We start from the raw sequence: 25,048 nt of genomic DNA, 5'->3' as shown, positions 1-25,048 counted from the left end.
GGAAAGCGATGGGACGGACACTTGCGGAGAAGGTCTGGGACGACCACGTCGTCCGGCGCGCGGACGGCGAGCCCGACCTCCTCTTCATCGATCTGCACCTGCTGCACGAGGTCACCAGCCCGCAGGCGTTCGACGGTCTCCGCAAGGCCGGTCGCACGGTCCGGCGCACGGACCTGACCCTCGCCACCGAGGACCACAACACCCCCACGCTCGACATCGACAAGCCGATCGCGGACCCGGTCTCCCGCACGCAGTTGGAGACCCTGCGCAAGAACTGCGCGGAGTTCGGCGTCCGGCTGCACCCGCTGGGCGACGTCGAGCAGGGCGTTGTCCACGTCGTGGGACCGCAGTTGGGACTGACCCAGCCCGGCACCACCGTGGTCTGCGGTGACAGTCACACCTCCACCCACGGCGCGTTCGGCGCGCTGGCGTTCGGCATCGGCACCAGCCAGGTCGAGCACGTCCTGGCGACCCAGACGCTGCCGATGGCCCCGTTCAAGACCATGGCCATCACCGTCGACGGCGAACTGCCCGACGGCGTCACCGCCAAGGACCTGATCCTGGCCATCATCGCGAAGATCGGCACCGGCGGGGGCCAGGGCTACGTCATCGAGTACCGCGGCTCGGCCATCGAGAAGCTGTCGATGGAAGCCCGGATGACCATCTGCAACATGTCGATCGAGGCGGGCGCCCGGGCCGGCATGATCGCCCCCGACCGGACCACCTTCGACTACCTCCAGGGCCGCGACCATGCCCCGCAGGGCGCGGACTGGGACGCCGCGGTGGCGTACTGGCGGACGCTGCGCACCGACGACGACGCGGTCTTCGACGCCGAGGTCGTCATCGACGCCGCGTCGCTGGCCCCGTTCGTCACCTGGGGCACCAACCCCGGCCAGGGCGCGCCGCTTTCGGCGCGAGTCCCCGACCCGGCTTCGTACGAGGACCCCTCGGAGCGGTTCGCCGCCGAAAAGGCCCTGGAATACATGGGGTTGACGGCGGGTCAGCCGCTGCGCGAGATCTCCGTGGACACCGTCTTCGTAGGTTCGTGCACCAACGGCCGTATCGAGGACCTGCGCTCGGCCGCCGCGATCCTCAAGGAGCGCAAAGTCGCCGACGGCGTACGGATGCTGGTGGTCCCCGGCTCGGTCCGGGTCGCCCTCCAGGCCGTCGAGGAGGGCCTGGACAAGGTGTTCACGGCCGCCGGCGCCGAATGGCGGCACGCCGGTTGCTCGATGTGCCTGGGCATGAATCCGGACCAGTTGGCGCCCGGTGAGCGCTCCGCGTCCACCTCCAACCGCAACTTCGAGGGCCGGCAGGGCAAGGGCGGTCGCACCCACCTCGTTTCGCCCCAGGTCGCCGCCGCAACGGCGGTTCTCGGCCATCTGGCCTCGCCTGCCGACCTGTCCGACGCCACCGTCGCCACGCCCGCGGGAGTCTGAACACCATGGAAGCATTCACCACCCACACCGGCCGGGCCGTTCCGCTGCGCCGCAGCAACGTCGACACCGACCAGATCATCCCGGCCCATTGGCTGAAGAAGGTCACCCGGGACGGCTTTGAGGACGGCCTGTTCGAGGCGTGGCGCAAGGACCCCGAGTTCGTCCTCAACCAGGAGGCGTACAAGGGCGCCACCGTCCTGGTGGCCGGCCCCGACTTCGGCACCGGCTCCTCCCGCGAACACGCAGTCTGGGCACTGCAGAACTACGGCTTCAAGGCCGTCATCTCGTCCCGCTTCGCGGACATCTTCCGGGGCAACTCCCTGAAGAACGGCCTCCTGACGGTGGTCCTGCCGCAGGAGACCGTGGACCGGCTGCAGCAGTTGGTGGAGTCCGACCCCACCACCGACGTCACGGTCGACCTCGTCCGACGCGAGGTTCGCGCCGAGGGCATCACCGCCGGCTTCACCCTGGATGAGAACGCCCGTTGGCGACTCCTGGAGGGTCTGGACGACATCAGTCTCACCCTTCGGGAGGAGTCTTCGATCGCCGCGTACGAGGCGAACAGGCCCGCGTTCAAACCGCGTACCATCGAGGTCTGACCTCGGGTTTTATGGCTCAAAGGCTTATTGCGTACGATGCGCCCCCTGTGCAGTTGGCGGGGGGCGCATCGCCGTGTTGAGGCCGGTGTTGAGGCCCCGTGAAGCGACAACTCGCCGCAGATGGCACAATTAGCGCATGGAACGCGACGACCAACTCAAGCTCTACGGTTCCGTCGCCGACCGACTCAAGGACGCACACGCAAGAGTGCGGACACTGCAAGTCCCGGAGGGCGTACGGATGGCGCTGACCCGGAAGCTGCTCGTCATCACGGCCGCGGCTAAACACGATCTTGCGGACGCAGCAAGGCGTCTGGAGTGGTTCATGCATGACCTTGACGAAGGTCGTTATCCCGAAGATGTGCATGCCGATGGAAGTCCGTGAAGGTCGAGTCCGTTGCGGCACAAGGGTGATTAGCCCGTTTCGTGTTTGATTTGCGGTATATATCTGCCTAACGTGCGAAAACGCTTGGAAACTTTCGTTCCAGCAATGTCTCCGAAGGGGAAGACGTGAACAAGGCGCAGCTCGTAGAAGCCATTGCCGACAAGGTCGGTGGCCGCCAGAACGCCGCGGACGCGGTGGACGCCGTACTGGACGCAATCGTCCGGGCAGTTGTCTCCGGCGACCGCGTTTCGGTCACCGGATTCGGCTCGTTCGAGAAGGTCGACCGCCCGGCCCGTTACGCCCGCAACCCGCAGACGGGTGAGCGCGTGCGGGTCAAGAAGACCTCGGTGCCCCGTTTCCGCGCGGGCCAGGGCTTCAAGGACCTGGTGAGCGGCTCGAAGAAGCTCCCCAGGGGCGGTGAGGTCGCCGTCAAGAAGGCGCCCAAGGGCAGCCTGACCGGTGGTGCCACCATCAAGAAGGCCGCGGCGAAGAAGGCCGCCGCCAAGAAGGCTGCGGCCAAGAAGGCCACGCCGGCGAAGAAGACGGCGGCGAAGAAGACCACCGCGGCGAAGAAGGCCACCGCGAAGAAGGCCACTGCCAAGAAGGCGGCGCCGGCGAAGAAGACGGCGGCGAAGAAGGCCACGGCGAAGAAGACCACCGCCAAGAAGGCCACGGCGAAGAAGACCGCGCCCGCCAAGAAGACCACGGCGAAGAAGGCTCCCGCCAAGAAGACCACGGCGCGCAAGACCACCGCCAAGAAGACCACTGCTCGCAAGCGGTAATTGAAGCGGCGGCAACGCAACGCCAGGCGCCGGGCCGGTCTCCCTTCGGGGAGCCCGGCCCGCGGTGCGTGATCCGTCAACGCCCCGTCTACGCTGGCCTCATGCAGGCGACCGCGTACACCTACGACGAGACGACCCGCGCCGGCAGCGTGCTGCTGGACGACGGGACCCCGCTGCCCTTCGACGCGGCGGCCTTCGACGCGGGCGGCCTGCTCCTGCTGCGGCCCGGTCAACGCGTGCGGATCGAGGTCACCGGCGAGGGTGCCGACCGGCGGATCGTCCTCGTCACGCTCCAGACGCTCTGAGCGGCGGCCCGACCACACCCGGGACGCCCACGATGTCCCGGCGGCCCGGAACGGCGCCGACGCCCGCCCACGCGGCCCAGCCCGGCACCCGCGGGGCCTGCCGCGCGGTGTGCGGGCCCACGCCCAGCGCCAGCGCGGCCCGCAGATCGTCGCCGGTGTCCACGTCCCGGCGCACCGACGGCACGTCCGGCGCGGTGATCTCCCGGGCCCCGGACGCCAGGTGACGGGCCCGTGAGGCGCCCCCGAAAGCCGGGTCCAATTCCGTACCGGAAGTCGCGGACAGAAGCGTTGTCCCGATATCCGCCGCATCCGCGAGAAATGCGCGGGGAAAAAGCGCGGCGGAATGGAGCACCACCGCCAGCTCGGCCGGGCGGAGCGCCGGCAGATCGGCGTTCAGCGCGGCGACCGGAGCACCGGGTCGGTGCGCCCTTACCACGGCCGCACCGTGGGCCAGTGCGGCATTCAGTCCGTTGGCCGGAGCGTCCGGCACAATGCGCGCCCCCAACGCCGTCAAGTGCTCCCCGGCCACCGGATCGTCCGTGACAACCGCCACATCCCGCACGTCCGCGCAGGCCAGCGCCGCCGCCACGGTGTCCAGCGCGAATGCCAGCGCCAACCGCGGCCGGAACTCCTCACCGGCGGCTTCGGAGAGCCTGCTCTTGGCCCGCACCAGCGGTTTCAGCGGCACAACGAGGCTCCAGCGCACATCCGCTCCGTCTCTTCGCATCGGGATCATTCTCACCTGCCGCCGGGCCTTTCCTTCAGCGACGGGGTTACGGTGTTCTCGACATAGCGGGTACACGGGGCGACACTTGTGCGGCTGCCGGCTCGCAGCAGCTTCGCAGGTCCCACAAGGAGGGTGTCCCAGTGTCCCGCCGCAGAATCGGCTTCTGGTACCGCTTGGCCGCGGTCATCTGCAAACCGCCGCTCTTGGTTCTGTTCAAGCGGGACTGGCGGGGAATGGAGCACATTCCGACCGACGGCGGTTTTATTACCGCGGTCAACCACAACTCGTATCTTGATCCGCTCTCCTATGCGCACTATCAGTACAACACCGGGCGGGTCCCGCGATTCCTCGCCAAGGCCGGGCTCTTCAAGAGCGGCTTTGTCGGCATGGTGATGCGGGGCACCGGACAGATCCCCGTCTACCGGGAAACCACCGACGCCGCCACCGCCTTCCGCGCCGCCGTGAACGCCATCGAGAAGGGCGAATGCGTCGCCTTCTACCCGGAGGGCACCCTCACCCGCGACCCCGCGCTGTGGCCCATGCAGGGCAAGACCGGCGCCGCCCGGGTCGCGCTGCTGACCAAGGCACCGGTCATCCCCGTCGCCCAGTGGGGCGCCAACGAGGCGATGCCGCCGTACGCCAAGGAGAAGAAGCTCCGGCTCCTCCCGCGCAAGACGCTGCGCGTCAAGGCCGGTCCGCCGGTGGACCTCAGCGAGTTCCACGACCAGGAGCCCACCGCCGAGGTGCTGCGTGCCGTCACCGAGAAGATCATGGCGGCCATCACCGTCGAACTGGCCGGAATCCGCGGCGAAGCCGCGCCGGCCGAACCCTTCGACTACCGCAGGGAAATCGCCCGCGAACGGCGCGCCGCCCGTGAGGCCGCGCGGGCCGCGAAGGCCGCCGAGACGGCCCGCGCCGACGACGCCGAGCTGGAACCGGCCGAGTCCGCCGCACCGGCCGCCCCCACGCACACCACCCGAAGCACCCGTCAGGCACAGGAGGATGAAGGCAAGTGACGCGCTGCGCCGTCTTCGGCACGGGGTCCTGGGGCACCGCATTCGCGATGGTGCTCGCCGACGCGGGATGCGAGGTGACCCTGTGGGGGCGCAGAGCGGCCCTCGTTGACGCCATCAACGCCGGCCGCACCAACCCGGACTACCTACCGGGCGTCGAACTCCCCACGGGCGTACGGGCCACCACCGATCCGGCCGAGGCCGCCCGTGGCGCGGACTTCACCGTCCTGGCCGTGCCCTCCCAGACGCTGCGCGCCAACCTCGCCGAGTGGGCGCCCCTGTTGCCCTCCGACACCGTTCTGGTCTCCCTGATGAAGGGAGTTGAGCTGGGCACCGCCAAGCGCATGAGCGAGGTCATCGAGGAGGTCGCCAAGGTCCCCGCGGAACGCGTCGCGGTGCTGACCGGCCCCAACCTCGCCAAGGAAGTTGCCGCGAAGCAGCCCGCCGCGGCCGTGGTCGCCTGCGCCGACGAGGACGTCGCCCGCCGCCTCCAGGCCGCCTGCCACACCGCGTACTTCCGCCCGTACACCAACACCGACGTGGTGGGCTGCGAACTGGGCGGTGCGGTCAAGAACGTCATCGCGCTCGCGGTCGGCATCGCCACCGGCATGGGCCTGGGCGACAACGCCAAGGCGTCCCTGATCACCCGCGGACTGGCCGAGACCACCCGGCTCGGGCTGGCCATGGGTGCCGACGCGCACACCTTCGCGGGCCTGGCGGGCATGGGCGACCTCGTCGCCACCTGCTCCTCGCCGCTCTCCCGCAACAACACCTTCGGCACCAACCTCGGCCGGGGCATGTCCCTGGCGGAGACCATCGCGGTCACCAAGCAGACCGCCGAGGGCGTCAAGTCCTGTGAATCCGTGCTGGATCTGGCCCGCAAGCACGGCGTCGACATGCCGCTCACCGAGACCGTGGTGGAGATCGTCCACGAGGGCAAGCCGCCGCTGGTGGCCCTCAAGCAACTGATGTCCCGCAGCGCCAAACCGGAGCGGCACTGAGCTCCCGCCCGTTCCCACCGCCCCTCAACGGCGCCGCGGTGGGGCAGCACCTCCCGCCCCGCCGCGCCGCCGCAACCCCTACCAGCAGGTACCCTCAAGCCGATATGAGCAGCGAGACCACCTCCCACAAGCCCCGTGTCGCCGTCGTGTTCGGCGGCCGCAGCTCCGAGCACGCCATCTCCGTGGTCACCGCCGGAGCCGTGCTGGCCGCCATCGACCGCGACAAGTACGACGTGCTGCCCATCGGCATCACCACCGACGGCCGCTGGGCGCTGACCGCCGACGACCCCGCGCGGATGGCGATCACGGACCGGCGGCTGCCCAACGTGGCCGAGCTCGCCGAGGGCGGCGACGGCGCGGTGGTGCTGTCCGCCGACCCCACCAGCCGCGAAGTCGTCTACAGCGAGCCGGGATCGGTCCCCAAGGTTCTCGGCGAGGTTGACGTCGTCTTCCCCGTGCTGCACGGCCCGTACGGCGAGGACGGCACGCTCCAGGGCCTGCTGGAGCTGTCCGGGGTGCCCTACGTCGGCTCCGGGGTGCTCGCCTCGGCCGTCGGCCAGGACAAGGACTACATGAAGCGGGTGTTCGCCTCCTTCGGGCTGCCGGTCGGCCCGTACGAGGTCATCCGCCCCCGCGAGTGGGAGCAGGACGCCGCCGGGGCCCGCAAGAAGATCGTGGACTTCGCCGGCGAGCACGGCTGGCCGCTGTTCGTGAAGCCGGCGCGGGCCGGCTCGTCCATGGGCATCAGCAAGGTCGACGACCTCGCCGGGCTGGACGAGGCGATCGAGGAGGCGCGGCGCCACGACCCCAAGATCATCGTGGAGTCGCTGCTGCGCGGCCGCGAGATCGAGTGCGGGGTGCTGGAGTTCGAGGACGGCCCGCGGGCCAGCGCGCCGGCCGAGATCCCGCCGGTCACCGCGCACGACTTCTACGACTTCGAGGCCAAGTACATCGACTCGGCCGCCGGCATCGTGCCCGCGCCGCTGACCGCGGAGCAGACCGCCCGCGTCCAGGAACTGGCGGTCGAGGCGTTCGAGGCGGCGTCCTGCGAGGGACTGGTCCGGGCGGACTTCTTCCTGCTGGACGACGGCGAGTTCGTGATCAACGAGATCAACACGCTGCCCGGTTTCACGCCCATCTCGATGTACCCGCGGATGTGGCAGGAGAGCGGCGTCAGCTACCCGGAGCTCATCGACCGCCTCCTCCAGGCCGCCCTGCGCCGCTCAACGGGGCTGCGCTGAGTGGGGAGTTGAGGGTGGGCGAACAGATCCCCTAGGGGATGTGCGCGCCCCCTTGCGGGGCCTCAACGCGCGTGCGGCGGGCGGGTATTCCCGGGCGTCAACCACGCACCGGCCCGCCGGTACCCGCTGCCGCGGCGGTCGCGCGCGAGCGAGTCGGTCGCCCGCCGGTACGTGCGGTGCGTCGGCTCAGTGCTGGTGTCTCGGCTCCCTACGGGATGCGCCACCGGCACATCCCGCGAGTCGGCCAACACCGGTCCGTCGGCAGCCCCGTGTGGTGCGCCCGGTGCCCCGGAGCGGAGCCGCCACGTTGGCCACCCGTCGGGCGCCGGTCACCTCCAGCGTCGGCTACACGCCGGCCGGGATGCTCCGCTGCACCGCGTCCGCGAGGTCCGGTAGGACGTTGATCTCCGGGGCGTACTTCCCCGGCACCGTCACCTCGACGTAGACCTTCCGCAGCACCGTCGTGAAGCGGTAGCCGTCGTCCTGCTTCTCGAAGAGCCACTGGACGCCGTTGACTTCAGCGGAGTCGGGGTTGGGGTTGTAATGTTCACTTCCGTGCCTGAGCACCTCCGGCTGGGGCACCCCGCAGCGCAGCTCCACGGCAGGATCGCCCCATATGGCAGTGAAGTCCGAGACCGGCTCGGCGGTACCCCGCGTGAGCCCGTCGACGGTCCGCGGCAGGTCCCGGTGGAGCGCCCGGCAGGCCCGTGCGGCGTCGCCCGTGGGGGAGGGCGCCGCGACCTCCGGGGTGGACGAACACCCCGCGACCGCGCACACCGTGGCGAGCAGGGGTAGGGCGGCCAGGTACCGGCGTGGGGCACGTATCACCCGGCCGAGCATACGGGGGAGCTAGAGATGGACCACCGGGCAGGTGAGCGTCCGCGTGATGCCTTCCACTTGCTGGACCTTCGCGACCACCATGCGACCCAGTTCGTCGACGGTGTCCGCCTGGGCGCGCACGATGACGTCGTAGGGGCCGGTCACGTCCTCAGCCTGGAGCACGCCGGGGAGCTTCGCGATGACCTCCGCCACCGCCGAGGCCCGGCCGACCTCGGTCTGGATCAGGATGTAAGCCTGTACCACGGAACCTCCAGGGCGGCTACGAGGATCATGTGGGAAGAAGGGACGCCACGGTACCGCGTCACCGAGCGGAGCGGGGAGACCCGCGCGGTGAACGCGGTCGGTGCGGCGCCGTCGTCAGCCACGTACGGACCGTCCGTACACATCGGAAGGGCAACAGCATGAAGGGCACCGTGGGCGAGCTGGGGGAGTTCGGGCTTATCAGAGAGCTCACCTCCCGGCTCACCTCCACTCCCGCCGTACGGATCGGGCCTGGGGATGACGCCGCGGTGGTCACCGCGCCGGACCGCAGGGTCGTCGCCAGTACCGACGTTCTCCTCGAAGGCCGGCACTTCCGCCGCGACTGGTCCACCGCCTACGACGTCGGCCGCAAGGCCGCCGCGCAGAACCTCGCCGACATCGCGGCGATGGGCGCGGTGCCCACCGCGATCCTGCTCGGCCTGGTCGTCCCCGCCGAACTCCCCGCGACCTGGGCGACCGAGCTGATGGACGGGCTGCGCGACGAGTGCCAGGTGGCCGGCGCCGCGGTGGTCGGCGGGGACGTGGTCCGCGGCGAGACCATCACCATCGCCATCACCGCCCTCGGCGACCTGCGCAACCAGGAGCCGGTCACCCGGGCCGGTGCCCAGCCCGGTGACGTGGTCGCGGTGACCGGCTGGCTCGGCTGGTCCGCCGCCGGCTACGCGGTGCTCACCCGCGGCTTCCGCTCTCCGCGCGCCTTCGTGGAGGCGCACCGCCGCCCCGAACCGCCGTACCACGCGGGCCCGGCCGCGGCCGCGCTCGGCGCCACCGCCATGACCGACGTCAGCGACGGGCTCGTCGCCGACCTCGGGCACATCGCCGACGCCAGCAAGGTCCGCATCGACCTGCGGTCGGCCATGATCGACATCCCCTCGCAGATGTCCGACATCGGCACCGCGGTCGGCGTGGACCCGATGCAGTGGGTCCTCAACGGTGGCGAGGACCACGCCATCGTCGCCACCTTCCCGTCCGACGTGAAGCTGCCCGCCCGTTGGAAGGTGATCGGCGAGGTCCTCAACCCCTCGGCGCTGCCCCAGGTGACGGTGGACGGCGCCCCCTGGGCCAAGGCCGGCTGGGACCACTTCGGCGACGACGGGGACGCCGAGTAGATTCGCGGCATGGAGACACCACCCCGCGTGCTGACCGTCGCCGGCTCCGACTCCGGCGGCGGCGCCGGCATCCAGGCTGACCTGAAGACGATGCTGGCGCTGGGCACCCACGGCATGAGCGTGCTGACCGCGGTCACCGCGCAGAACTCCCTGGGCGTCCAGGGCGCGTGGGAGCTGCCCGCCGAGGCGGTGCGGGCCCAGTTCCGCAGCGTCGTCGACGACATCGGCGTGCAGGCCGTCAAGACCGGGATGCTGTCCTCGGCCGCGCTCGTCACGACCGTCGCGGAGCTGCTCGCCGGCCTCACCGCGCCGGTCGTCGTCGACCCCGTCGGCATCTCCAAGCACGGCGACGCGCTGCTGGCCGCCTCCGCCCTGGACGCGGTCCGCACCAAGCTGCTGCCGACCGCGACCGTCGCCACCCCCAACCTCGACGAGGTCGCCCAGCTCACCGGCGTGCGGGTCACCACCGCGGACGGGATGCGGCGGGCCGCCGACGCGGTCTTGGCCTTCGGGCCGCGCTGGGCGCTCATCAAGGGCGGCCACCTGCCGGCCGACGCCGCGGGCACCGCCGTGGACCTGCTCACCGACGGCGTCGAGGAGCACTGGCTGCGCGCCCCCCGTCACGACAACCGGCACACCCACGGCACCGGTTGCACCCTCGCCAGCGCCCTCGCGGCCCGGCTCGCCCAAGGCGACACCGTCCCGCAGGCCGCCGCGGCGGCGAAGGAGTACGTCAGCGGCGCGATCGCGGCCGGCTTCCGACTGGGCGCGGGCATCGGACCGGTCGACCACGGCTGGCGGCTGCGCACCCGCTGATCGCGCCGGCCGCCGGACTCGTGGCAGTCCCCCAGGGACGCACGGCAGCCCGCGGACCAACGGCAAGAAGCCGGCCCACCGCGAGGGTGGACCGGCTTCTCAGCAACCGGCGGGGCTGCGCTACGGCTAAGGCGTCAGCGCGAGACCTTGCCGGCCTTGATGCACGAGGTGCAGGCGTTCAGCTTCTTCGGCGTGCGCCCGATCACTGCACGCACCGTCTGGATGTTGGGGTTCCAACGACGGTTGGTGCGGCGATGCGAGTGCGAGACACTCTTGCCGAAGCCCGGCCCCTTGCCGCAGACGTCGCAGTTGGCAGCCACGGGTCACTCCAAAGACTTCAGATGCACTTACGGGAAACCTGGCGGGTCGAGTGCATAGCCGTGCCGACGCCGTCAGGAGAGGAATGGCCCGATTTTCATCGGGCAACCGGAGCAGCATACAACGACCGCTCCTGCAGGACGAAACTACCACGCACCCTCCGGCCCCCGCCCCGGCCTCCCACCCCGACCGCGGCTACTGTGCGGGTGCATCCCGCGACCCAGGAGGACGACGTGCCAAACCCGCTCGACGCCGCCGCGGTCCGCACCTGGTGCGGTCTGGCCCTGGAGGCGCTCGGACGGGAACGCGAGCGGATCGACGCGATCAACGTCTATCCGGTCGCCGACGGGGACACCGGCACCAACCTCTACCTGACGCTGGAGTCGGCCGCCCGCGCGGTCGAGGCCGCCTTCGACGGCCACGCCTCCGCCGGCACCGCGCCCGGCCTCGCGGACGCCGTCGGCGCCATGGCGCACGGTGCCCTCATCGGGGCGCGCGGCAACTCCGGCACCATCCTGGCGCAGCTCCTGCGCGGGATGGCCCAGGTACTGGCCACCGCCCCGGCCGGCGGTAGCGGCGCGGCGGACGCCCTGCGCGCGGCGCTGCGGCGGGCCGCGACGGCGGCGTACGAGGCGGTGGCGCACCCTGTGGAGGGCACCGTGCTGACCGTGGCGACGGCCGCCGCCGACGCCGCCGAGCGCGCCGCCGACGGGCCCGCCGCAGTCGCGCGAGCCGCCCACGAGGGCGCCGCCGAGGCACTGCGGGCCACCCCGGGGCAGCTCGCGGTGCTGGGCAGGGCGGGGGTGGTGGACGCCGGCGGCTGCGGGCTGGTGGCCCTGTTGGGCGCGCTCGCCGACGCGCTGTCCGGGGAGGTCGGTGCCGCCCCCGTCGCCGTACGGGCCGGTGGGGCGCTCCCGGTGGCGGCCGGTTGCGACGCGGTGGTCCGGGACGGCTGCGCCGATCCGCACGCCGGCGGCCCCGCCTTCGAGGTGATCTACCTCTTGGAGGCCGGGGACGCGGAGGTGGCCGCGCTGCGCGGCCGGCTCGACCGGCTCGGGGACTCGCTGGTGGTGGTCGGCGGGGACGGGCTGTGGCACGTCCATGTCCACGTCGACGACGCGGGGGCCGCGGTGGAGGCCGGCATCGAGGCCGGCCGGCCGTACCGGGTCCGGATCACCCACTTCGGCGCCGGCCCCCGGGCCAAGGAGCCGGAGCTGGCGGCCCGGGCCGTGGTCGCGGTGGTCCCCGGCGTCGGGCTGGCCGGGCTGTGTGCGGAGGCCGGCGCGACCCCGGTGACCGTCCGCCCCGGGGAGCCGCCCGCCAGCGGCGAACTGGTCCAGGCGATCCGGCAGGCCCGCGCCCGCGAAGTGATGCTGCTGCCCAACGACCCCGAGCTGCGGCACACCGCGGCGGCCGCGGCCGAGCAGGCCCGGGCCGAGGGCATCCGGGTCGCGCTGATCCCGACCCGCTCCGCCGTCCAGGGCCTCGCGGCGCTGGCCGTCCACGAGCCGGGCCGCAGCTTCGACCAGGACATGGTCGCGATGACCGCGGCGGCCGGCGCCACCCGCTACGCCGAACTGGCCGTCGCCGAGCACCGCTCCTGGACGATGGCCGGGGTCTGCCAGGCCGGGGACGTGCTCGGCCTGATCGACGGCGACGTCGCGGTGATCGGGCCCGACCTCGCCCGCACCGCGACGGCGGTGCTGGACCGGATGCTCTCCGCGGGCGGCGAACTGGTCACCCTCATCCTCGGCGCGGACGTCCCCGACGAACTCGCCGCACACCTGGAACGGCACGTCCGCGAGCGCCACCTCGCGGTGGACACGGTCGTCTACGAAGGCGGCGAATACGCGGCGCCGCTGCTGATCGGCGTGGAATAGCGGGCACCCGATTCGCGCCCCGATACGGCTGGGAAAACCGCGTCCCGGATATCTCCCGGCCCGGAATTCCCGTCCGCGGAAAGCGGCGGTGGTGGCTCGTTGTCAGTGGCGTGGTGTGCAATGGAACGCGTGGCAGCGCTCGATGAACCCCTGAAGAAAATCCTCGGCGGCACCACCGCGAAGGTGCTGGCCGAGCACCTCGGCCTGGAGACGGTCGGCGATCTGCTGCACCACTATCCGCGCCGCTACGCCGAGCGCGGTGAGCTGACCCGGCTCTCCGACCTGCCGTTGGACGAGCACGTCACGGTCGTCGCCAGGGTCGCCGACGCCCGCGTGCTGACGTTCAACCACGGCCGCGGGCAGCGCCTGGAGGTGACCCTCACCGACGGCAGCGGCCGGCTCCAGTTGGTCTTCTTCGGCAAGGGCATCCACAAGCCGCACAAGGAGCTGTTGCCCGGCAGGCGCGCGATGTTCGCCGGCAAGGTCTCGGTCTTCAACCGCAAACTCCAGCTGGCGCACCCGGAATACGCCCTCCTCGACCAGGATGCCGACAGCGGTGCCGTCGACGCGTTCGCCAACCAGCTCATGCCGATCTACCCGGCGTGCCAGCAGATGGCCTCCTGGAAGATCGCCAAGGCGGTCGACGCGGTGCTGCCCAGCGCCCAGGACGCCGTCGACCCGCTGCCCCCGGCGCTGCGCGCAGGCCGCGGCCTGATCCCGCTCACCGAGGCGCTGCTGAAGATCCACCGCCCCGACACCAAGGCCGACATCGCCGACGCCCGCGCCCGGCTGAAGTGGGACGAGGCGTTCGTCCTCCAGGTCGCGCTCGCCCGCCGCCGCCTCGCCGAGACCCAACTCCCGGCCGTGCCCAGGCGGTTGAGCCCCGGCGGCATCCTCGACGCGTTCGACGCCCGGCTGCCGTTCACCCTCACCGAGGGCCAGTCGAAGGTCAGCCGGGAGATCTTCGACGACCTGTCGACGGAGCACCCGATGCACCGCCTCCTCCAGGGCGAGGTCGGCTCCGGCAAGGCCCAGCCGCTGGATGCCCTGGTGCTCACCCCGCGCGGCTTCCGCCCCATGGGCGAGCTGGCACCGGGCACCGAAGTGGTCGTGCCCAGCGGGGAGATCGCCCTGGTGGACGGGGTGTTCCCGCAGGGCGAGCGGGAGGTGTGGAGGCTGGTGCTCGCCGACGGCAGCGCGATCGAGTGCGACGACGAGCACCTGTGGATCGTCTCCTCGCGCGCCACCGGCGAGCGGGTGCTGACCACCCGCGAGTTGCGGTCCGCCCTGCGGGACGAGGCCGGCCACCCCCGGTGGTCGATCGCCCCGGCCACCCCGGTGGACCTCGACGACGGCGGCCATCGCCCCCTGGAGCCCTACGCGTTGGGCCGGACCCTCGGCGCCGGCGGGGACGGCCCGACCGGCCGCGCCGTCCCCGCCGCGTACCGCAACGCCCCCGTCAAGGACCGCCGGGCCCTGCTGCACGGCCTGTTGGACGCCGGCGGCGAGTGGCGCGGCACCGACGGCACCCTCCGCCCCGCCCCGGCCCCGCTGGCCGCCGATGTCGCCTGGCTGGCGCGCTCGCTGGGCGGGACGGCCCGCATGGCCCCCGCCGACGACGGCCGCGTCGAGGTCGCGTTGACGCTCCCGGAGGACGGGGCGGGCTGCGAGCGCGCGGTCACCGCCGTCGAGTACGTCGGCCGCCGGCCCGTCCAGTGCATCAGCGTCGCGCACCCCTCGCACGCCTACGTGACCGACCACTTCACGGTCACGCACAACACCATGGTCGCGCTGCGCGCCATGCTCGGCGTGGTGGACAGCGGCGGCCAGGCGGCGATGCTCGCGCCCACCGAGGTGTTGGCCCAGCAGCACCACCGCTCCATCACGGAGATGATGGGCGATCTGGCCGAGGGAGGCATGCTGGGCGGCTCGGAGCGGGGCACCAAAGTGGTGCTGCTGACCGGCTCGATGGGAGCCCCGGCCCGCCGCCAGGCACTGCTCGACCTGGTCACCGGCGAGGCCGGCATCGTCATCGGCACCCACGCCCTGATCGAGGACGTGGTGCAGTTCCACGACCTCGGCCTGGTCGTCGTCGACGAGCAGCACCGCTTCGGCGTCGAGCAGCGCGACGCCCTGCGCTCCAAGGGCAAACAGCCACCGCACCTGCTGGTGATGACGGCGACGCCGATCCCGCGGACGGTCGCCATGACGGTCTTCGGCGATCTGGAGACGTCGGTGCTGGACCAACTCCCCGCCGGCCGCTCGCCGATCGCCAGCCATGTGGTGCCGGCCAAGGACAAGCCGCACTTCCTCGCCCGGGCCTGGGAGCGGGTCCGGGAGGAGGTGACCGCCGGCCACCAGGCGTATGTGGTCTGCCCGCGGATCGGCGACGACGAGGACGAGTCCGCGGCCAAGGGGAAGACGGTCAAGGAGAAGGCCGCCAAGGGGAAGACGCCCAAGGAGGCGCCCCCGGAGGCGAGTTCGCCGGAGGATCTGGCCGAGAAGCGCCCCCCGTTGGCGGTGTTGGACATCGCCGAGCAGTTGCGGAAGGGCCCGCTCGCCGGATTGCGGGTCGCGGTGCTGCACGGCCGGATGGCCCCCGACGACAAGGACGAGGTGATGCGCCGCTTCGCCGCCGGTGAGTTGGACGTCCTGGTCGCCACCACCGTCATCGAGGTCGGGGTCAACGTGCCCAACGCCACCGCCATGGTGATCATGGACGCGGACCGCTTCGGCGTCTCCCAGCTCCACCAGCTCCGCGGCCGGGTGGGCCGCGGCTCGGCCCCCGGACTGTGCCTCCTGGTCAGCGAGATGCCCGAGGCCAGCCCGGCCCGCGGCCGGCTCGCCGCGGTCGCCGGCACCCTCGACGGCTTCGAGCTCTCCCGCATCGACCTCGAACAGCGCCGCGAGGGCGACGTCCTCGGCCAGGCGCAGTCCGGCGTCCGCTCCTCGCTGCGGATGCTCGCGGTCATCGACGACGAGGAGGTCATCGCGGCCGCCCGCGAGGAGGCCACCGCCCTGGTCACCGCCGACCCCGAGCTGACCGGCTGTCCCGAACTGCGGACCGCGCTGTCCGCCCTGCTGGACGAGGAACGGGAGCAGTATCTGGACAAGGGCTGACGCCGCACCCCCGTCGTACACCCCCGCACGGCCGGCCCGACCCGTGAGAACGATCACGGGCGGCCGGCACCGGGGGCGGTCCCGCCGCATGGGGGACGGACATATCGTGGGAGGGCGGAGCCCGGCCGGGCGCCCACCCCTCTTTCGACCACGTTCAACGTAAGGACGGGCCCATGACCCGCGTGATCGCCGGCGCCGCCGGCGGCCGCCGCCTCGCCGTACCACCGGGCAACGGCACCCGCCCGACCTCCGACCGCGCGCGGGAGGGGATGTTCTCCACCTGGGAGTCGCTCGACGGCCCGTTGGCCGGTGCCCGGGTGCTCGACCTCTACGGCGGTTCCGGCGCGGTCGGTCTGGAGGCGCTCTCCCGCGGCGCCGCGCACGTCCTGCTGGTCGAGGCCGACGCCCGCGCGGTCCGCACCATCCGGGAGAACGTCAAGGCGGTCGGCCTCCCCGGCGTCGAGGTGCGCCCCGGCAAGGCCGAGCAGATCGCCGCGGCCCCGGCCCCGGGCGACCCCTACGACGTCGCCTTCCTGGACCCGCCGTACGCGGTCGGCGACGACGATCTCCGCGAGATCCTGCTCACACTCCGTGGTCAGGGGTGGCTTGCGGGGGAGGCACTCGTCACCGTGGAGCGGAGTACCCGGGGCGGTGCGTTCGCCTGGCCGGACGGATTCGAAGCGATCAAGGCCCGTCGCTACGGCGAGGGGACGCTTTGGTACGGTCGCGCCGCTTCGGTGTCAGCCGAATCGACGTCAGCAACCGTGTCATGAACGGACCGGAGAGCGAGGAGACGAAGTTGCGCCGCGCCGTCTGTCCGGGGTCCTTCGACCCCATCACCAACGGGCACTTGGACATCATCGCCCGGGCCTCCAAGCTGTACGACGTCGTCCATGTCGCCGTCATGATCAACAAGTCCAAGCAGGGCCTGTTCACGGTCGAGGAGCGGATCGACCTCATCCGGCGGGCCACCGCCGAGTTCGGCAACGTCGAGGTCGAGGCGTTCCACGGCCTGCTCGTCGACTTCTGCAAGCAGCGCGACATCCCCGCCATCGTCAAGGGCCTGCGCGCGGTCAGCGACTTCGACTACGAGCTCCAGATGGCCCAGATGAACAACGGCCTCTCCGGGGTGGAGACGCTCTTCGTGCCCACCAACCCCACCTACAGCTTCCTCTCCTCCAGCCTGGTCAAGGAGGTCGCGGCCTGGGGCGGCGACGTCTCCCACCTGGTCCCGCCGTTCGTCCTGGAGGCGCTGACCGAACGGCTCCGCAACAAGGCATGACCCACCATCCGGTGCGGTAGGACCGGCACGTTCCTGACGGATCGTCAGCAGGTGTCGGGGCGGGGGATCCTGGCCGTACAGTCGTCCCGTTCCGTCCTTCCGATCCTGCAGAGAGTGGCGAGTCCAAGGTGGACGTCCAGAAGAAGCTCGACGACATCGTCCAGGCCGTCGGCAGCGCCCGGTCCGTGCCCATGTCGGCCTCGTGCGTGGTCAACCGCGCCGAACTGCTCGCCCTGCTGGAGGAAGTGCGCACCGCGTTGCCCGGCTCCCTGGCGCAGGCGCAGGAACTCCTCGGCGGGCGCGAGCAGATGGTGGAGGAGGCGCGCGCCGAGGCCGACCGGATCATCGAGTCCGCGCACAGCCAACGCGGTTCGCTGATCTCCGACACCGAGGTGGTCCGGCAGGCCCAGGACGAGGCGGACCGGCTCCTGGCCGAGGCGCGCGCCGAGGCCGAGGAGGTCCGCGCCCAGGCCGACGACTACGTCGACAGCAAGCTGGCCAACTTCGAGGTCGTGCTCACCAAGACCATCGGCGCCGTCGACCGCGGCCGGGAGAAGCTGCTCGGCCGCGGCCCGGGCCTGGACGAGCAGGGCTACGAGGACGCCGAGGCCCCCGAGCGCAGCGCCGACCCCGCGACCCTCACGCAGCGCGCTGACGCCTACGTGGACGCCAAATTCGGCGCGTTCCAGGCCGTGTTGACCAAGACCCTGGAGGCGGTCGGCCGCGGCCGGGACAAGCTCCAGGGCGCCCGCGCGATCGACGAGCTCGGCGCCCACCTCGCCGCACAGGGCGACCCGCAGTCCGCCGCCCCGCCGCAGGCCGACGCGGACTACCTCGCGGGCCTGGCCGGCCTCACCCCCGTCCAGAGCGCCCCGCAGCCTGCGCCCCAGGAGCCGCAGCCCGGCTACTACGACCAGGTCGCCGCCTACCAGCAGCCGACCGACTACGCCTACCAGCAGCCCGAGCAGGTCTCCTACGTCCAGCAGCAGGACCCGTACGGCTACGACTGGCAGCAGGCCCAACAGCCGGCCGCCCAGATCCCGCAGCAGGGCTACGACGCCGCCGACTACCAGCAGCCACAGGTACCCCAGCAGGCGCAGCACGTCCCACAGGCCCCCGGCACCCAGCCCGGCGCCCTGGACGAGACCAGCCTCTTCGACACCAGCCTGATCAACCTCGACCAGCTGCGGCAGTACGAGGAGCGCCGCCACTAGGGCCTGCCCGACGGGCCGTGGTCCCGCCGTGTCTGGCCGCGCACTGCTGCGCGCCCGGGAAGCGCGGGTGCGGATTGGGCCTAACGGGGGCTGTCCAGTATCCTGGCTGTTCGGTCGCGTGTATGCCCGCGATCAACGCTGCCCGCACGCCGACTCCGGCCGCGGACGGCGGACTACCGCAGTACGAGAAAGCAGGAAAGTCTTGGGCCCCCGCCTCGACCACCGTTCCCCGCTCGTGTTCGACACACGCGAGCTGGGGCGTCGTCCCGGCACGCTCAAGCGGCTCTCCCGCTCCGTCGAGGCCCCCGCGGACCTCGGCAACGAGGTCATCGGAGCGCCCCAGGGCGCGCCGGTCGAGCTCGACCTCCGCCTGGAAGCGGTCATGGACGGGGTGCTCGTTACGGGTACCGGCCGTGCGACCGTGAAGGGGGAGTGCGTAAGGTGTCTGGAGCCGCTGGAGCGAGTGCTCGAAGCGGAATTCCAGGAGCTGTTCGCCTACCCCGACGCCGACGTCCGGACCCCCGTGTCCGGCGACGACGCCGAGGACGAGGAGGACACGTTCTACATCGAGGACGATCTGTTCGACCTCGAACCCGTGCTGCGGGACGCGGTGGTGCTGGCACTGCCGTTGCAGCCGGTGTGCCGGGAGGACTGCCCTGGCCTGTGCTCCGAGTGTGGGGCGCGGCTGGCGGACGACCCGGACCACCACCACGACGCCGTCGACATGCGCTGGGCGGCACTGCAGGAACTCGTCGAGCCCAACCAGGGCCACGAGAAGGACAATGAACCCCGCGACGGCGGGGATGAACCTCAGGAGAAGTAGCCGTGGCTGTTCCGAAGCGGAAGATGTCGCGCAGCAACACGCGCCACCGCCGGTCGCAGTGGAAGGCTGCGGTCCCCACCCTGGTTGCGTGCGAGCGCTGCCAGGAGCCGAAGCAGCAGCACATCGCGTGCCCGAGCTGCGGCACCTACAACAAGCGCCAGGTCATCGCGGTCTGAGCGGCTGGTGACAGGCACTGTGTCTAGCCCGAAGAAGGCAGAAGACGGCCATGCGTCACCCCGCAAGCGCGGCGACGACACGGCCCCTACGGACACGGTCTCGTCCCTCTCGCTTCTGGAAGGGCGGCTCGGGTACACACTTGAGTCCGCCCTTCTGGTGCGTGCACTGACGCACCGCTCGTACGCCTACGAGAACGGCGGTCTGCCCACCAACGAGCGACTCGAATTCCTCGGGGATTCGGTGCTCGGCCTGGTGGTCACGGACACGCTGTACCGCATCCACCCGGACCTGCCGGAAGGCCAACTGGCCAAGCTGCGGGCCGCGGTGGTCAACTCGCGGGCGCTCGCCGAGGTGGGCCGCGGCCTCGACCTCGGCGCCTTCATCCGCCTCGGACGGGGCGAAGAGGGCACGGGCGGCCGGGACAAGGCCAGCATCCTCGCCGACACCCTTGAAGCGGTGATCGGCGCGGTCTATCTCGACCAGGGCCTCGACGCGGCCGGCGAGTTGGTACACCGGCTCTTCGACCCGCTCATCGAGAAGTCCTCCAGCCTGGGCGCCGGCCTCGACTGGAAGACCAGCCTCCAGGAGCTCACCGCGACCGAGGGCCTCGGTGTTCCGGAATACCTGGTCACCGAGACCGGCCCGGACCACGAGAAGACCTTTACTGCTGCCGCCCGCGTCGGTGGTGTCTCGTACGGCACCGGCACCGGCCGCAGCAAGAAGGAAGCCGAGCAGCAGGCGGCCGAGTCCGCGTGGCGCGCGATCCGCGCCGCGGCGGACGAGGCGGCGGGGAAGACGCCGGACGGCGTCGACCCGGCTCAGGCTTCGGGCGACACCACGTCGCCGGCACAACACTGAAACATCCGCTTCTGACCCCTCCCGGACGGCCCGGTCGGCCGCCCCGGGCGGGGTCAGAAGTCTTTCCGCAAGCCTCTCCGGGAGCCTTCCGGAAGTCCGGTGACTCCGCCCGCGGGGCCCCGACTCCCCGGCTCCTGCGCCTGAACTCCCTCCCGGAGACCGCCCCGAAGAGCGTGAGGAGTGCCCGTGCCCGAGTTGCCCGAGGTCGAGGTCGTCCGGCGCGGCCTCGCGCGCTGGGTCAGCGGCCGCACCATCGACACCGTCGAGGTCCGCCACCCGCGCGCCGTCCGCCGGCACCCCGCCGGCGCCGACGACTTCGCCGCCCGGCTGACCGGGCTGCGCATCGGCCCGGCCCGTCGGCGCGGCAAGTACCTCTGGCTCCCGGTGACCGGCGGCGGTCCGGCCGTGCAGAGCGCCGCCGAGGGCATCGCGCCGGTCGTCACCCCCGACGTCACCCACGGCCTGGCGATCCTCGCCCACCTCGGCATGAGCGGCCAACTGCTGGTCCAGCCGCAGGACGCCCCCGACGAGAAGCACCTGCGGATCCGGATCCGCTTCGCCGACACCGACGCCGATGTCCCCGCCGAGGCCGCCGGCACCGAGCTGCGCTTCATCGACCAGCGCACCTTCGGCGGGCTCTCGCTGCACGACACCGTGCCCGGCGACCCCGACCTGCTCCCCGACGTCATCGCGCACATCGCCCGCGACCCGCTCGACCCGGCCTTCGACGACGCCGCCCTCCACGACGCGCTGCGCCGCCGCACCACGATCAAGCGCGCGCTCCTCGACCAGACCCTGATCAGCGGCGTCGGCAACATCTACGCCGACGAGGCGCTGTGGCGCGCCAAGCTCCACTACGACCGGCCGACCGCCACCCTCACCCGCCCCCGCACCGCCGAACTGCTCGGGCACGTACGGGAGGTGATGACCGCCGCGCTGGCCGTCGGCGGCACCAGCTTCGACAGCCTCTACGTCAACGTCAACGGCGAGTCCGGCTACTTCGAGCGCTCCCTGGACGCCTACGGCCGCGAGGACGAACCCTGCCGCCGCTGCGGCACCCCGATCCGCCGCCGCCCCTGGATGAACCGGTCCAGCTACTTCTGCCCGCGCTGCCAACGCCCGCCCCGGCCGAGCTAGCGAACCGCGGGCCGGGCGGCGTCAGAAGCCGAACAAGTGACCCGCCGGGGCTGCGGCCTGCGACGGAAGAAACGATCAACGCTGTGACCTGCGGTTGAGCCGTCAGTGTTTGTCATCGTTGGCCGACGTTGAGCGCCCTTTCACGGCCCAGAGACGGCCCGAGAGGGCGCTGGACGCGCTGCGTTCCCTCTACCTCAACCCACCACTCACCCTGGCTTCCGTCCCGTCCGCCGTCGACCCACACACCGTGGAGCGGGCGTGGTTCAGGGCGTCAAGGTGGAGCGCGCCACTGTACGAACGACCTTGACGCCCTGGGCCGCGTCCGCTCGGCTCTGCCTGGGTCGACGGCGGACGGGACGGAAGCCCCCACTTCAGCCCCTCACCAGCCGGCACTCGGCGACGGCGCCCCCTGCCCCCGGTGCCGGCCGATCCCCCGCCGGAGGCATGTTCTTCCCACCCCTCAACCTTCCCCTCCTTCTCACCTCGTCTCGTTGCCCGCGGGGACTCCCGTCCGGCCTTGCCCTGGGACGTGCGCTCTCGGGTGGCTGATTTGCTCCGGTGCCGCCGGCGGGTGGCCGTGGTCGGTCCTGGGTGTGGGTGGTGGTTCGGGTTGCGGGGTTCCCGGCTCGTTCCGGTGCCGTTGTGGGCGGACAAAGCGGCAAGGGATCACCCCGTGGCAGCTTCGGTGGCGCGGGGCCGGGGGCCGGGCGGAGCGGGCCGGAGGCAGGAGCGGCGCCCGAGCCCCCGAGCCCGGCGCCGGCCCGTGTGACGGGCCGGCGGGGTGTGATTCCCAGCGGCGGCTGTATAGCCGTTGGCCGGGCGCCGGATGCCAAAGGCAAGAGCCCCCGCAAGACCAGGACCACAAACCTACGATCCCCGCGGGACGTGCCTCGGGCTGTCCGCTCACGGCGAGGACGGGGGGTTGCCTGCCCCTTGTGACGCTGGTGGACTCGATGGCGACGGTTGAGCGATCGATCCGGGACGGCCCTGCGGGAACGGCACCCCGAGAGACTGCCGCGGTCCCTCCCCGCACCCCTTCCCCGCCCGGAAGGGCGGGGCTTGATGAGGTAGAGAAACCCGTAACAGATCTAGAGGCCTGTCCACGGACATCGGCCCGTCTGGGTGAGCGGTCAGTTCGGGTCTTGCTGGGCGGACAGCTCATCTCCCGTCGCGGTATGACTTTTCGTCCCTCGGTTGGCGGTCAGTTGGCGGTGATGAGAGGTTGGACTCCCTGGCCGGTGGTGGCCTGGGTGAGGCGGAGTGAGGAGCCTTCGGTCAGCACGATGTGAGCGTGGTGCAGGAGGCGATCGACAGCGGCGGTGGCCAGTGTCTTGGGCATGATCGAATCGAATCCTGAGGGATGAAGGTTCGAGGTCACGATGACCGAACGGCGTTCGTAGGCGGCGTCGATGACGCGGTAGAAGGCTTCGGCGGCGGCCTGGCCGCAGGGCAGCATGCCAATGTCATCCACGACGATCAGATCACATCGGGTGATCTTCGCGACGGCCTTGGAGACGGTGTTGTCGACGACGGCCCGGCCGAGGTGGGCGGTGAGGGATTCGAGGGTGAACCAGGCGACTTTCATCCCTTCGTCGATGGCCTTGTTGGCGAGTGCTTCGGCCAGGTGGCTTTTGCCCGTGCCGCTGGGGCCGGCGGCCGCCAAGTTCTCCGCCCGGCCGATCCACTCCAGCGTCATCAACGCGTGCTGGGTTGGGACGGGGATGGAGGAGATGTCCTCCTTCCACGACTCGAAGGTCTTGCCCGAGGGGAGTTGAGCCTGCTTGCGGTGGTTGCGTCTGGTGGCCGCGTCGCGGCCCTTGATCTCTTCCTCCAGCAGGATGCGGACCACTTCAGCGGGGTCCCACCGTTGTGATCTCGCGGTCGCGAGGACTTCGGGGGCGGCCCTGCGGAGGTAGGGAAAACGCATGCGCCGAAGGACGGACTCCAGCTCGGGCGGGATCGGCGGGGCCGTCGGCGGCGGGGGAAGCGGTGTCGGGGGCGTCTGGGTGACGACCTCGACGGGATCCATCACGGGGGCTGTCATGTCAACTTCCTTTCCATGGTGCCGGGTTGGGAGGGTCCCCGTTCCCGGGCCGCAAAGCGGCCCGGGAACGGAAGATCAGGCGGGTTTGACGCGGCCGAAGTCGGCCCAGGCGGAGGTGCCGGGTTGGACGGAGTGGGCCTCATCGGCGACGACCAGGTCGGCGGGGCGGGAACCGTGGCGGCGGTGTTGGACGATGGACATGAGGTCCTCTTCGGCGAACCGTCCGGCGGTCGCCGCGAGCCCGAGGGCGATGTCGACCTCGCCGACACCGACCAGAGCGGCCAGTTCGACGGCGGCGGCCATCTTGACCCGCATCCTGCTGGTGCCGGCCGCGGCGGCTTCGATCAGCCACGACTTGGCCCCCGGGCCGAGGTCGAGGAATGCTTTCTCCGCGTCCGTGCTGGGCTTGGGTTTGGGCTGGCGGGGACCACCGTCCATGTCCTGGGGGTGGTTGGGGTAGTGGGTCAGGTCGATCACCGGCCGTCCGGGCAGGGAGAGTTGGTGCCGGGCGACTTCCACCAAGCCGGCGGGGCCGTGCATCCACTCGGGCCGGTGGGCAAGGCGGGACAGGTCGACGACGATGACCAACTCGTCGCCGTCGGCACGAACCCAGGCTTCGGAACCGACCAGGCCCGGCGGGGTCGAGTAGCGGACCGATCCGAAGCGGACCGTCTGGTCCTTGAGGACCTGCCTCGACTCGCCCAACGCGAGGGTGTGGGGGGCCTCGGGCAACGGATGAAGCCGCTTCTTTTCGATGTCGAGCATGGCCGCCGGCGTCTTGCCGGTCTCGCGGTGGATGCGCTGGTTGACCTGCTGGCAGAACACCGCGCAGGCCCCGCGGAGTTCGGTGAAACTGTCGTACTCGCCCAGCAGATTGGCATCAGTGGGCACCAGGTCGGCCTTCGCGATGCGGACCGTGGCCTCCGAACCGCCCTTGGATTCCGGATCGAAGGGGACGCATGTGTGCACTTGCACGCCGTAGTGGCGGCCCGTGCCCACCACCTGAGGGTGGCGGACGGCGACACCGGCGACGCGGTCGATGGTGACGGTCTTCTCGTTGTCGGTCAGCGCATAGGTCGGGACCCCACCGAACTGCCGCAGCATGGAGTCGATGCACGAGATCAGCGTGCCCAGCGACCGGTCCCAGGCCGGGACCACCACCCGGTAACGGGACCACGCCAACCACGCGCAGAACAACAGCGTTTGGCGGGGCTCGCCACCGCCTGGGCCAGGCACTTTCGGTCCCCAACCCCAGTCGAATTGGCACCAGAGCGCAGGTTCAGCGATCCATGGGCGATACGTTCTGCGGTGGCCGGCCTTCCACCGTTCCTTCGCCTTCGCCACCGCCCGGCGGGTCGTGCGCTCATCACCGGTGAAACCCAGTAGTTGCAGGCGTTCGTGGAGCTTGTCGGCACGGACCTTGCCCTGCGAACGTTCGACCCACTCCTCGATCTTCGGCATGAACGGGTCGATCAGCTTCGGGCGGACGATCGGTCCGTCGACGGGCATCCCCCTGTCCCTCATCCGTGCGTACCGGCGCACGGTCTTGGGATCAACCCCCGCCAGCTGAGCCGCCGAGTACACGCACTCGGTGGCATCCAACGCCTCGAAGATCTCCATCACTTCCCTGGCATTCTTCTTCACGATCCCTCCGGGAGGAGTCGCTCATATGTGATCGGG

25 protein-coding genes are annotated in these 25,048 nt (G+C 71.2%); 19 read left to right on the top strand and 6 right to left on the bottom strand.

From position 1 onward, the window contains the following. Nucleotides 1-8: 8 nt before the first annotated feature. From leuC to PV796_RS12525, 5 genes are all read left to right on the top strand, one after another. The gene (gene leuC / locus PV796_RS12545) at nt 9-1,439 is read left to right on the top strand and encodes a 3-isopropylmalate dehydratase large subunit (protein WP_274913060.1); all 1,431 of its coding nucleotides are present in this window, start codon (nt 9-11) and stop codon (nt 1,437-1,439) included. A gap of 5 nt (nt 1,440-1,444) precedes the next feature. After that, the gene (gene leuD, locus PV796_RS12540; protein WP_274913058.1) at nt 1,445-2,038 is read left to right on the top strand and encodes a 3-isopropylmalate dehydratase small subunit; all 594 of its coding nucleotides are present in this window, start codon (nt 1,445-1,447) and stop codon (nt 2,036-2,038) included. Nucleotides 2,039-2,174: 136 nt separating this feature from the next. Next, nucleotides 2,175-2,420, top strand: coding sequence for a hypothetical protein (locus PV796_RS12535; protein ID WP_274913057.1), 246 nt, complete (start codon nt 2,175-2,177; stop codon nt 2,418-2,420). Nucleotides 2,421-2,545: 125 nt separating this feature from the next. Then, nucleotides 2,546-3,202 carry an HU family DNA-binding protein gene (locus tag PV796_RS12530; RefSeq protein WP_274913056.1) on the top strand — a complete coding sequence of 219 codons (657 nt, stop codon included), beginning with the start codon at nt 2,546-2,548 and terminating at the stop codon, nt 3,200-3,202. Nucleotides 3,203-3,303: 101 nt separating this feature from the next. Beyond that, nucleotides 3,304-3,507: a hypothetical protein gene (locus PV796_RS12525; RefSeq protein ID WP_274913055.1), complete on the top strand. Its 204-nt coding sequence runs from the start codon at nt 3,304-3,306 to the stop codon at nt 3,505-3,507. Here PV796_RS12525 and cofC read toward each other — a convergent pair. Further along, nucleotides 3,488-4,243, bottom strand: a complete 756-nt coding sequence (cofC, locus tag PV796_RS12520) for a 2-phospho-L-lactate guanylyltransferase (RefSeq protein ID WP_376564089.1) — start codon at nt 4,241-4,243, stop codon at nt 3,488-3,490. The two genes, PV796_RS12525 and cofC, sit on opposite strands and share 20 nt — an antisense overlap. Nucleotides 4,244-4,374: 131 nt before the next feature. Here cofC and PV796_RS12515 point away from each other — a divergent pair, with 131 nt between their 5' ends. The 3 genes from PV796_RS12515 (at nt 4,375) to PV796_RS12505 (ending at nt 7,489) form a co-directional block, all read left to right on the top strand. Beyond that, nucleotides 4,375-5,250: a lysophospholipid acyltransferase family protein gene (locus tag PV796_RS12515; protein ID WP_274913053.1), complete on the top strand. Its 876-nt coding sequence runs from the start codon at nt 4,375-4,377 to the stop codon at nt 5,248-5,250. Then, nucleotides 5,247-6,248, top strand: coding sequence for an NAD(P)H-dependent glycerol-3-phosphate dehydrogenase (locus PV796_RS12510; protein ID WP_274913051.1), 1,002 nt, complete (start codon nt 5,247-5,249; stop codon nt 6,246-6,248). Before PV796_RS12515 ends, PV796_RS12510 begins: the two co-directional genes overlap by 4 nt. Before the next feature lie 104 nt (nt 6,249-6,352). Beyond that, nucleotides 6,353-7,489 carry a D-alanine--D-alanine ligase family protein gene (locus PV796_RS12505; RefSeq protein ID WP_274913050.1) on the top strand — a complete coding sequence of 379 codons (1,137 nt, stop codon included), beginning with the start codon at nt 6,353-6,355 and terminating at the stop codon, nt 7,487-7,489. 345 nt (nt 7,490-7,834) lie between these two features. Here PV796_RS12505 and PV796_RS12500 read toward each other — a convergent pair whose 3' ends face one another. Together PV796_RS12500 and PV796_RS12495 are read right to left on the bottom strand one after the other, a co-directional pair. Continuing rightward, nucleotides 7,835-8,329, bottom strand: a complete 495-nt coding sequence (locus PV796_RS12500) for a DUF3515 domain-containing protein (protein WP_274913049.1) — start codon at nt 8,327-8,329, stop codon at nt 7,835-7,837. Between the two features lie 9 nt (nt 8,330-8,338). Continuing rightward, nucleotides 8,339-8,572, bottom strand: coding sequence for an Lrp/AsnC family transcriptional regulator (locus tag PV796_RS12495; protein ID WP_274913048.1), 234 nt, complete (start codon nt 8,570-8,572; stop codon nt 8,339-8,341). 158 nt (nt 8,573-8,730) lie between these two features. Between PV796_RS12495 and PV796_RS12490 the strand changes: the two genes are divergently transcribed. Both PV796_RS12490 and thiD read left to right on the top strand, forming a co-directional pair. Beyond that, complete coding sequence (locus PV796_RS12490; RefSeq protein ID WP_274913047.1) at nt 8,731-9,699, top strand: thiamine-phosphate kinase; 969 nt, start codon at nt 8,731-8,733, stop codon at nt 9,697-9,699. 9 nt (nt 9,700-9,708) lie between these two features. Further along, complete coding sequence (gene thiD, locus PV796_RS12485) at nt 9,709-10,515, top strand: bifunctional hydroxymethylpyrimidine kinase/phosphomethylpyrimidine kinase (protein ID WP_274913046.1); 807 nt, start codon at nt 9,709-9,711, stop codon at nt 10,513-10,515. Between the two features lie 134 nt (nt 10,516-10,649). Here the strand turns inward: thiD and rpmB are convergent, their stop codons facing one another. After that, a complete protein-coding gene (rpmB, locus tag PV796_RS12480) occupies nt 10,650-10,835 on the bottom strand; it encodes a 50S ribosomal protein L28 (RefSeq protein WP_006602870.1) in 186 nt (61 codons plus the stop codon). Nucleotides 10,836-11,066: 231 nt separating this feature from the next. On the opposite strand from rpmB, the gene PV796_RS12475 reads away from it, so the two are divergent. The 9 genes from PV796_RS12475 to mutM all read left to right on the top strand — a co-directional run bounded on the left by PV796_RS12475 (nt 11,067) and on the right by mutM (nt 21,324). Further along, on the top strand, nt 11,067-12,713 hold the full coding sequence (locus PV796_RS12475; protein WP_274913043.1) for a DAK2 domain-containing protein: 1,647 nt from the start codon (nt 11,067-11,069) through the stop codon (nt 12,711-12,713). A gap of 120 nt (nt 12,714-12,833) precedes the next feature. Continuing rightward, the gene (locus PV796_RS12470) at nt 12,834-15,833 is read left to right on the top strand and encodes a helicase-related protein (protein WP_274913041.1); all 3,000 of its coding nucleotides are present in this window, start codon (nt 12,834-12,836) and stop codon (nt 15,831-15,833) included. Nucleotides 15,834-16,006: 173 nt separating this feature from the next. Beyond that, nucleotides 16,007-16,606: a 16S rRNA (guanine(966)-N(2))-methyltransferase RsmD gene (gene rsmD, locus PV796_RS12465; protein WP_274913039.1), complete on the top strand. Its 600-nt coding sequence runs from the start codon at nt 16,007-16,009 to the stop codon at nt 16,604-16,606. A gap of 26 nt (nt 16,607-16,632) precedes the next feature. Further along, on the top strand, nt 16,633-17,115 hold the full coding sequence (gene coaD / locus PV796_RS12460; RefSeq protein WP_274918987.1) for a pantetheine-phosphate adenylyltransferase: 483 nt from the start codon (nt 16,633-16,635) through the stop codon (nt 17,113-17,115). A gap of 128 nt (nt 17,116-17,243) precedes the next feature. Next, the gene (locus tag PV796_RS12455) at nt 17,244-18,329 is read left to right on the top strand and encodes a cell division initiation protein (protein WP_274913037.1); all 1,086 of its coding nucleotides are present in this window, start codon (nt 17,244-17,246) and stop codon (nt 18,327-18,329) included. A gap of 235 nt (nt 18,330-18,564) precedes the next feature. Further along, nucleotides 18,565-19,152, top strand: coding sequence for a YceD family protein (locus PV796_RS12450; protein WP_274913036.1), 588 nt, complete (start codon nt 18,565-18,567; stop codon nt 19,150-19,152). A gap of 2 nt (nt 19,153-19,154) precedes the next feature. Next, nucleotides 19,155-19,328 carry a 50S ribosomal protein L32 gene (gene rpmF / locus PV796_RS12445; RefSeq protein ID WP_016578620.1) on the top strand — a complete coding sequence of 58 codons (174 nt, stop codon included), beginning with the start codon at nt 19,155-19,157 and terminating at the stop codon, nt 19,326-19,328. A gap of 7 nt (nt 19,329-19,335) precedes the next feature. Then, nucleotides 19,336-20,187: a ribonuclease III gene (gene rnc / locus PV796_RS12440; protein WP_274913034.1), complete on the top strand. Its 852-nt coding sequence runs from the start codon at nt 19,336-19,338 to the stop codon at nt 20,185-20,187. Nucleotides 20,188-20,373: 186 nt separating this feature from the next. After that, nucleotides 20,374-21,324 carry a bifunctional DNA-formamidopyrimidine glycosylase/DNA-(apurinic or apyrimidinic site) lyase gene (gene mutM, locus PV796_RS12435; RefSeq protein ID WP_274913033.1) on the top strand — a complete coding sequence of 317 codons (951 nt, stop codon included), beginning with the start codon at nt 20,374-20,376 and terminating at the stop codon, nt 21,322-21,324. 1,201 nt (nt 21,325-22,525) lie between these two features. On the opposite strand, the gene istB is transcribed toward mutM, so the two are convergent. Next, nucleotides 22,526-23,368, bottom strand: a complete 843-nt coding sequence (gene istB, locus PV796_RS12430) for an IS21-like element helper ATPase IstB (protein WP_274911130.1) — start codon at nt 23,366-23,368, stop codon at nt 22,526-22,528. 75 nt (nt 23,369-23,443) lie between these two features. Next, entirely contained in the window at nt 23,444-25,012 is a 1,569-nt protein-coding gene (istA, locus tag PV796_RS12425; protein WP_274911131.1) for an IS21 family transposase, read from the bottom strand. Between the last annotated feature and the right edge of the window lie 36 nt (nt 25,013-25,048).

Origin of the sequence: Streptomyces sp. WZ-12 (assembly GCF_028898845.1) — a bacterium.
In the GTDB taxonomy this organism is placed as follows: Bacteria; Actinomycetota; Actinomycetes; order Streptomycetales; family Streptomycetaceae; genus Streptomyces.
The sequence above is the reverse complement of the archived record's forward strand: the minus strand, read 5'-3'. Positions and strand labels throughout refer to the sequence as shown.

Bases quoted from the DNA above. Each gene is read 5' to 3' on its own strand.
- PV796_RS12535 (WP_274913057.1), top strand. From the start codon at position 2,175: ATGGAACGCGACGACCAACTCAAGCTCTACGGTTCCGTCGCCGACCGA.
- PV796_RS12505 (WP_274913050.1), top strand. From the start codon at position 6,353: ATGAGCAGCGAGACCACCTCCCACAAGCCCCGTGTCGCCGTCGTGTTC.
- thiD (WP_274913046.1), top strand. From the start codon at position 9,709: ATGGAGACACCACCCCGCGTGCTGACCGTCGCCGGCTCCGACTCCGGC.
- PV796_RS12525 (WP_274913055.1), top strand. From the start codon at position 3,304: ATGCAGGCGACCGCGTACACCTACGACGAGACGACCCGCGCCGGCAGC.
- PV796_RS12490 (WP_274913047.1), top strand. From the start codon at position 8,731: ATGAAGGGCACCGTGGGCGAGCTGGGGGAGTTCGGGCTTATCAGAGAG.
- PV796_RS12470 (WP_274913041.1), top strand. From the start codon at position 12,834: ATGGAACGCGTGGCAGCGCTCGATGAACCCCTGAAGAAAATCCTCGGC.
- leuC (WP_274913060.1), top strand. From the start codon at position 9: ATGGGACGGACACTTGCGGAGAAGGTCTGGGACGACCACGTCGTCCGG.
- leuD (WP_274913058.1), top strand. From the start codon at position 1,445: ATGGAAGCATTCACCACCCACACCGGCCGGGCCGTTCCGCTGCGCCGC.
- istB (WP_274911130.1), bottom strand. From the start codon at position 23,368: ATGACAGCCCCCGTGATGGATCCCGTCGAGGTCGTCACCCAGACGCCC.
- rsmD (WP_274913039.1), top strand. From the start codon at position 16,007: ATGACCCGCGTGATCGCCGGCGCCGCCGGCGGCCGCCGCCTCGCCGTA.
- cofC (WP_376564089.1), bottom strand. From the start codon at position 4,243: ATGATCCCGATGCGAAGAGACGGAGCGGATGTGCGCTGGAGCCTCGTT.
- PV796_RS12500 (WP_274913049.1), bottom strand. From the start codon at position 8,329: ATGCTCGGCCGGGTGATACGTGCCCCACGCCGGTACCTGGCCGCCCTA.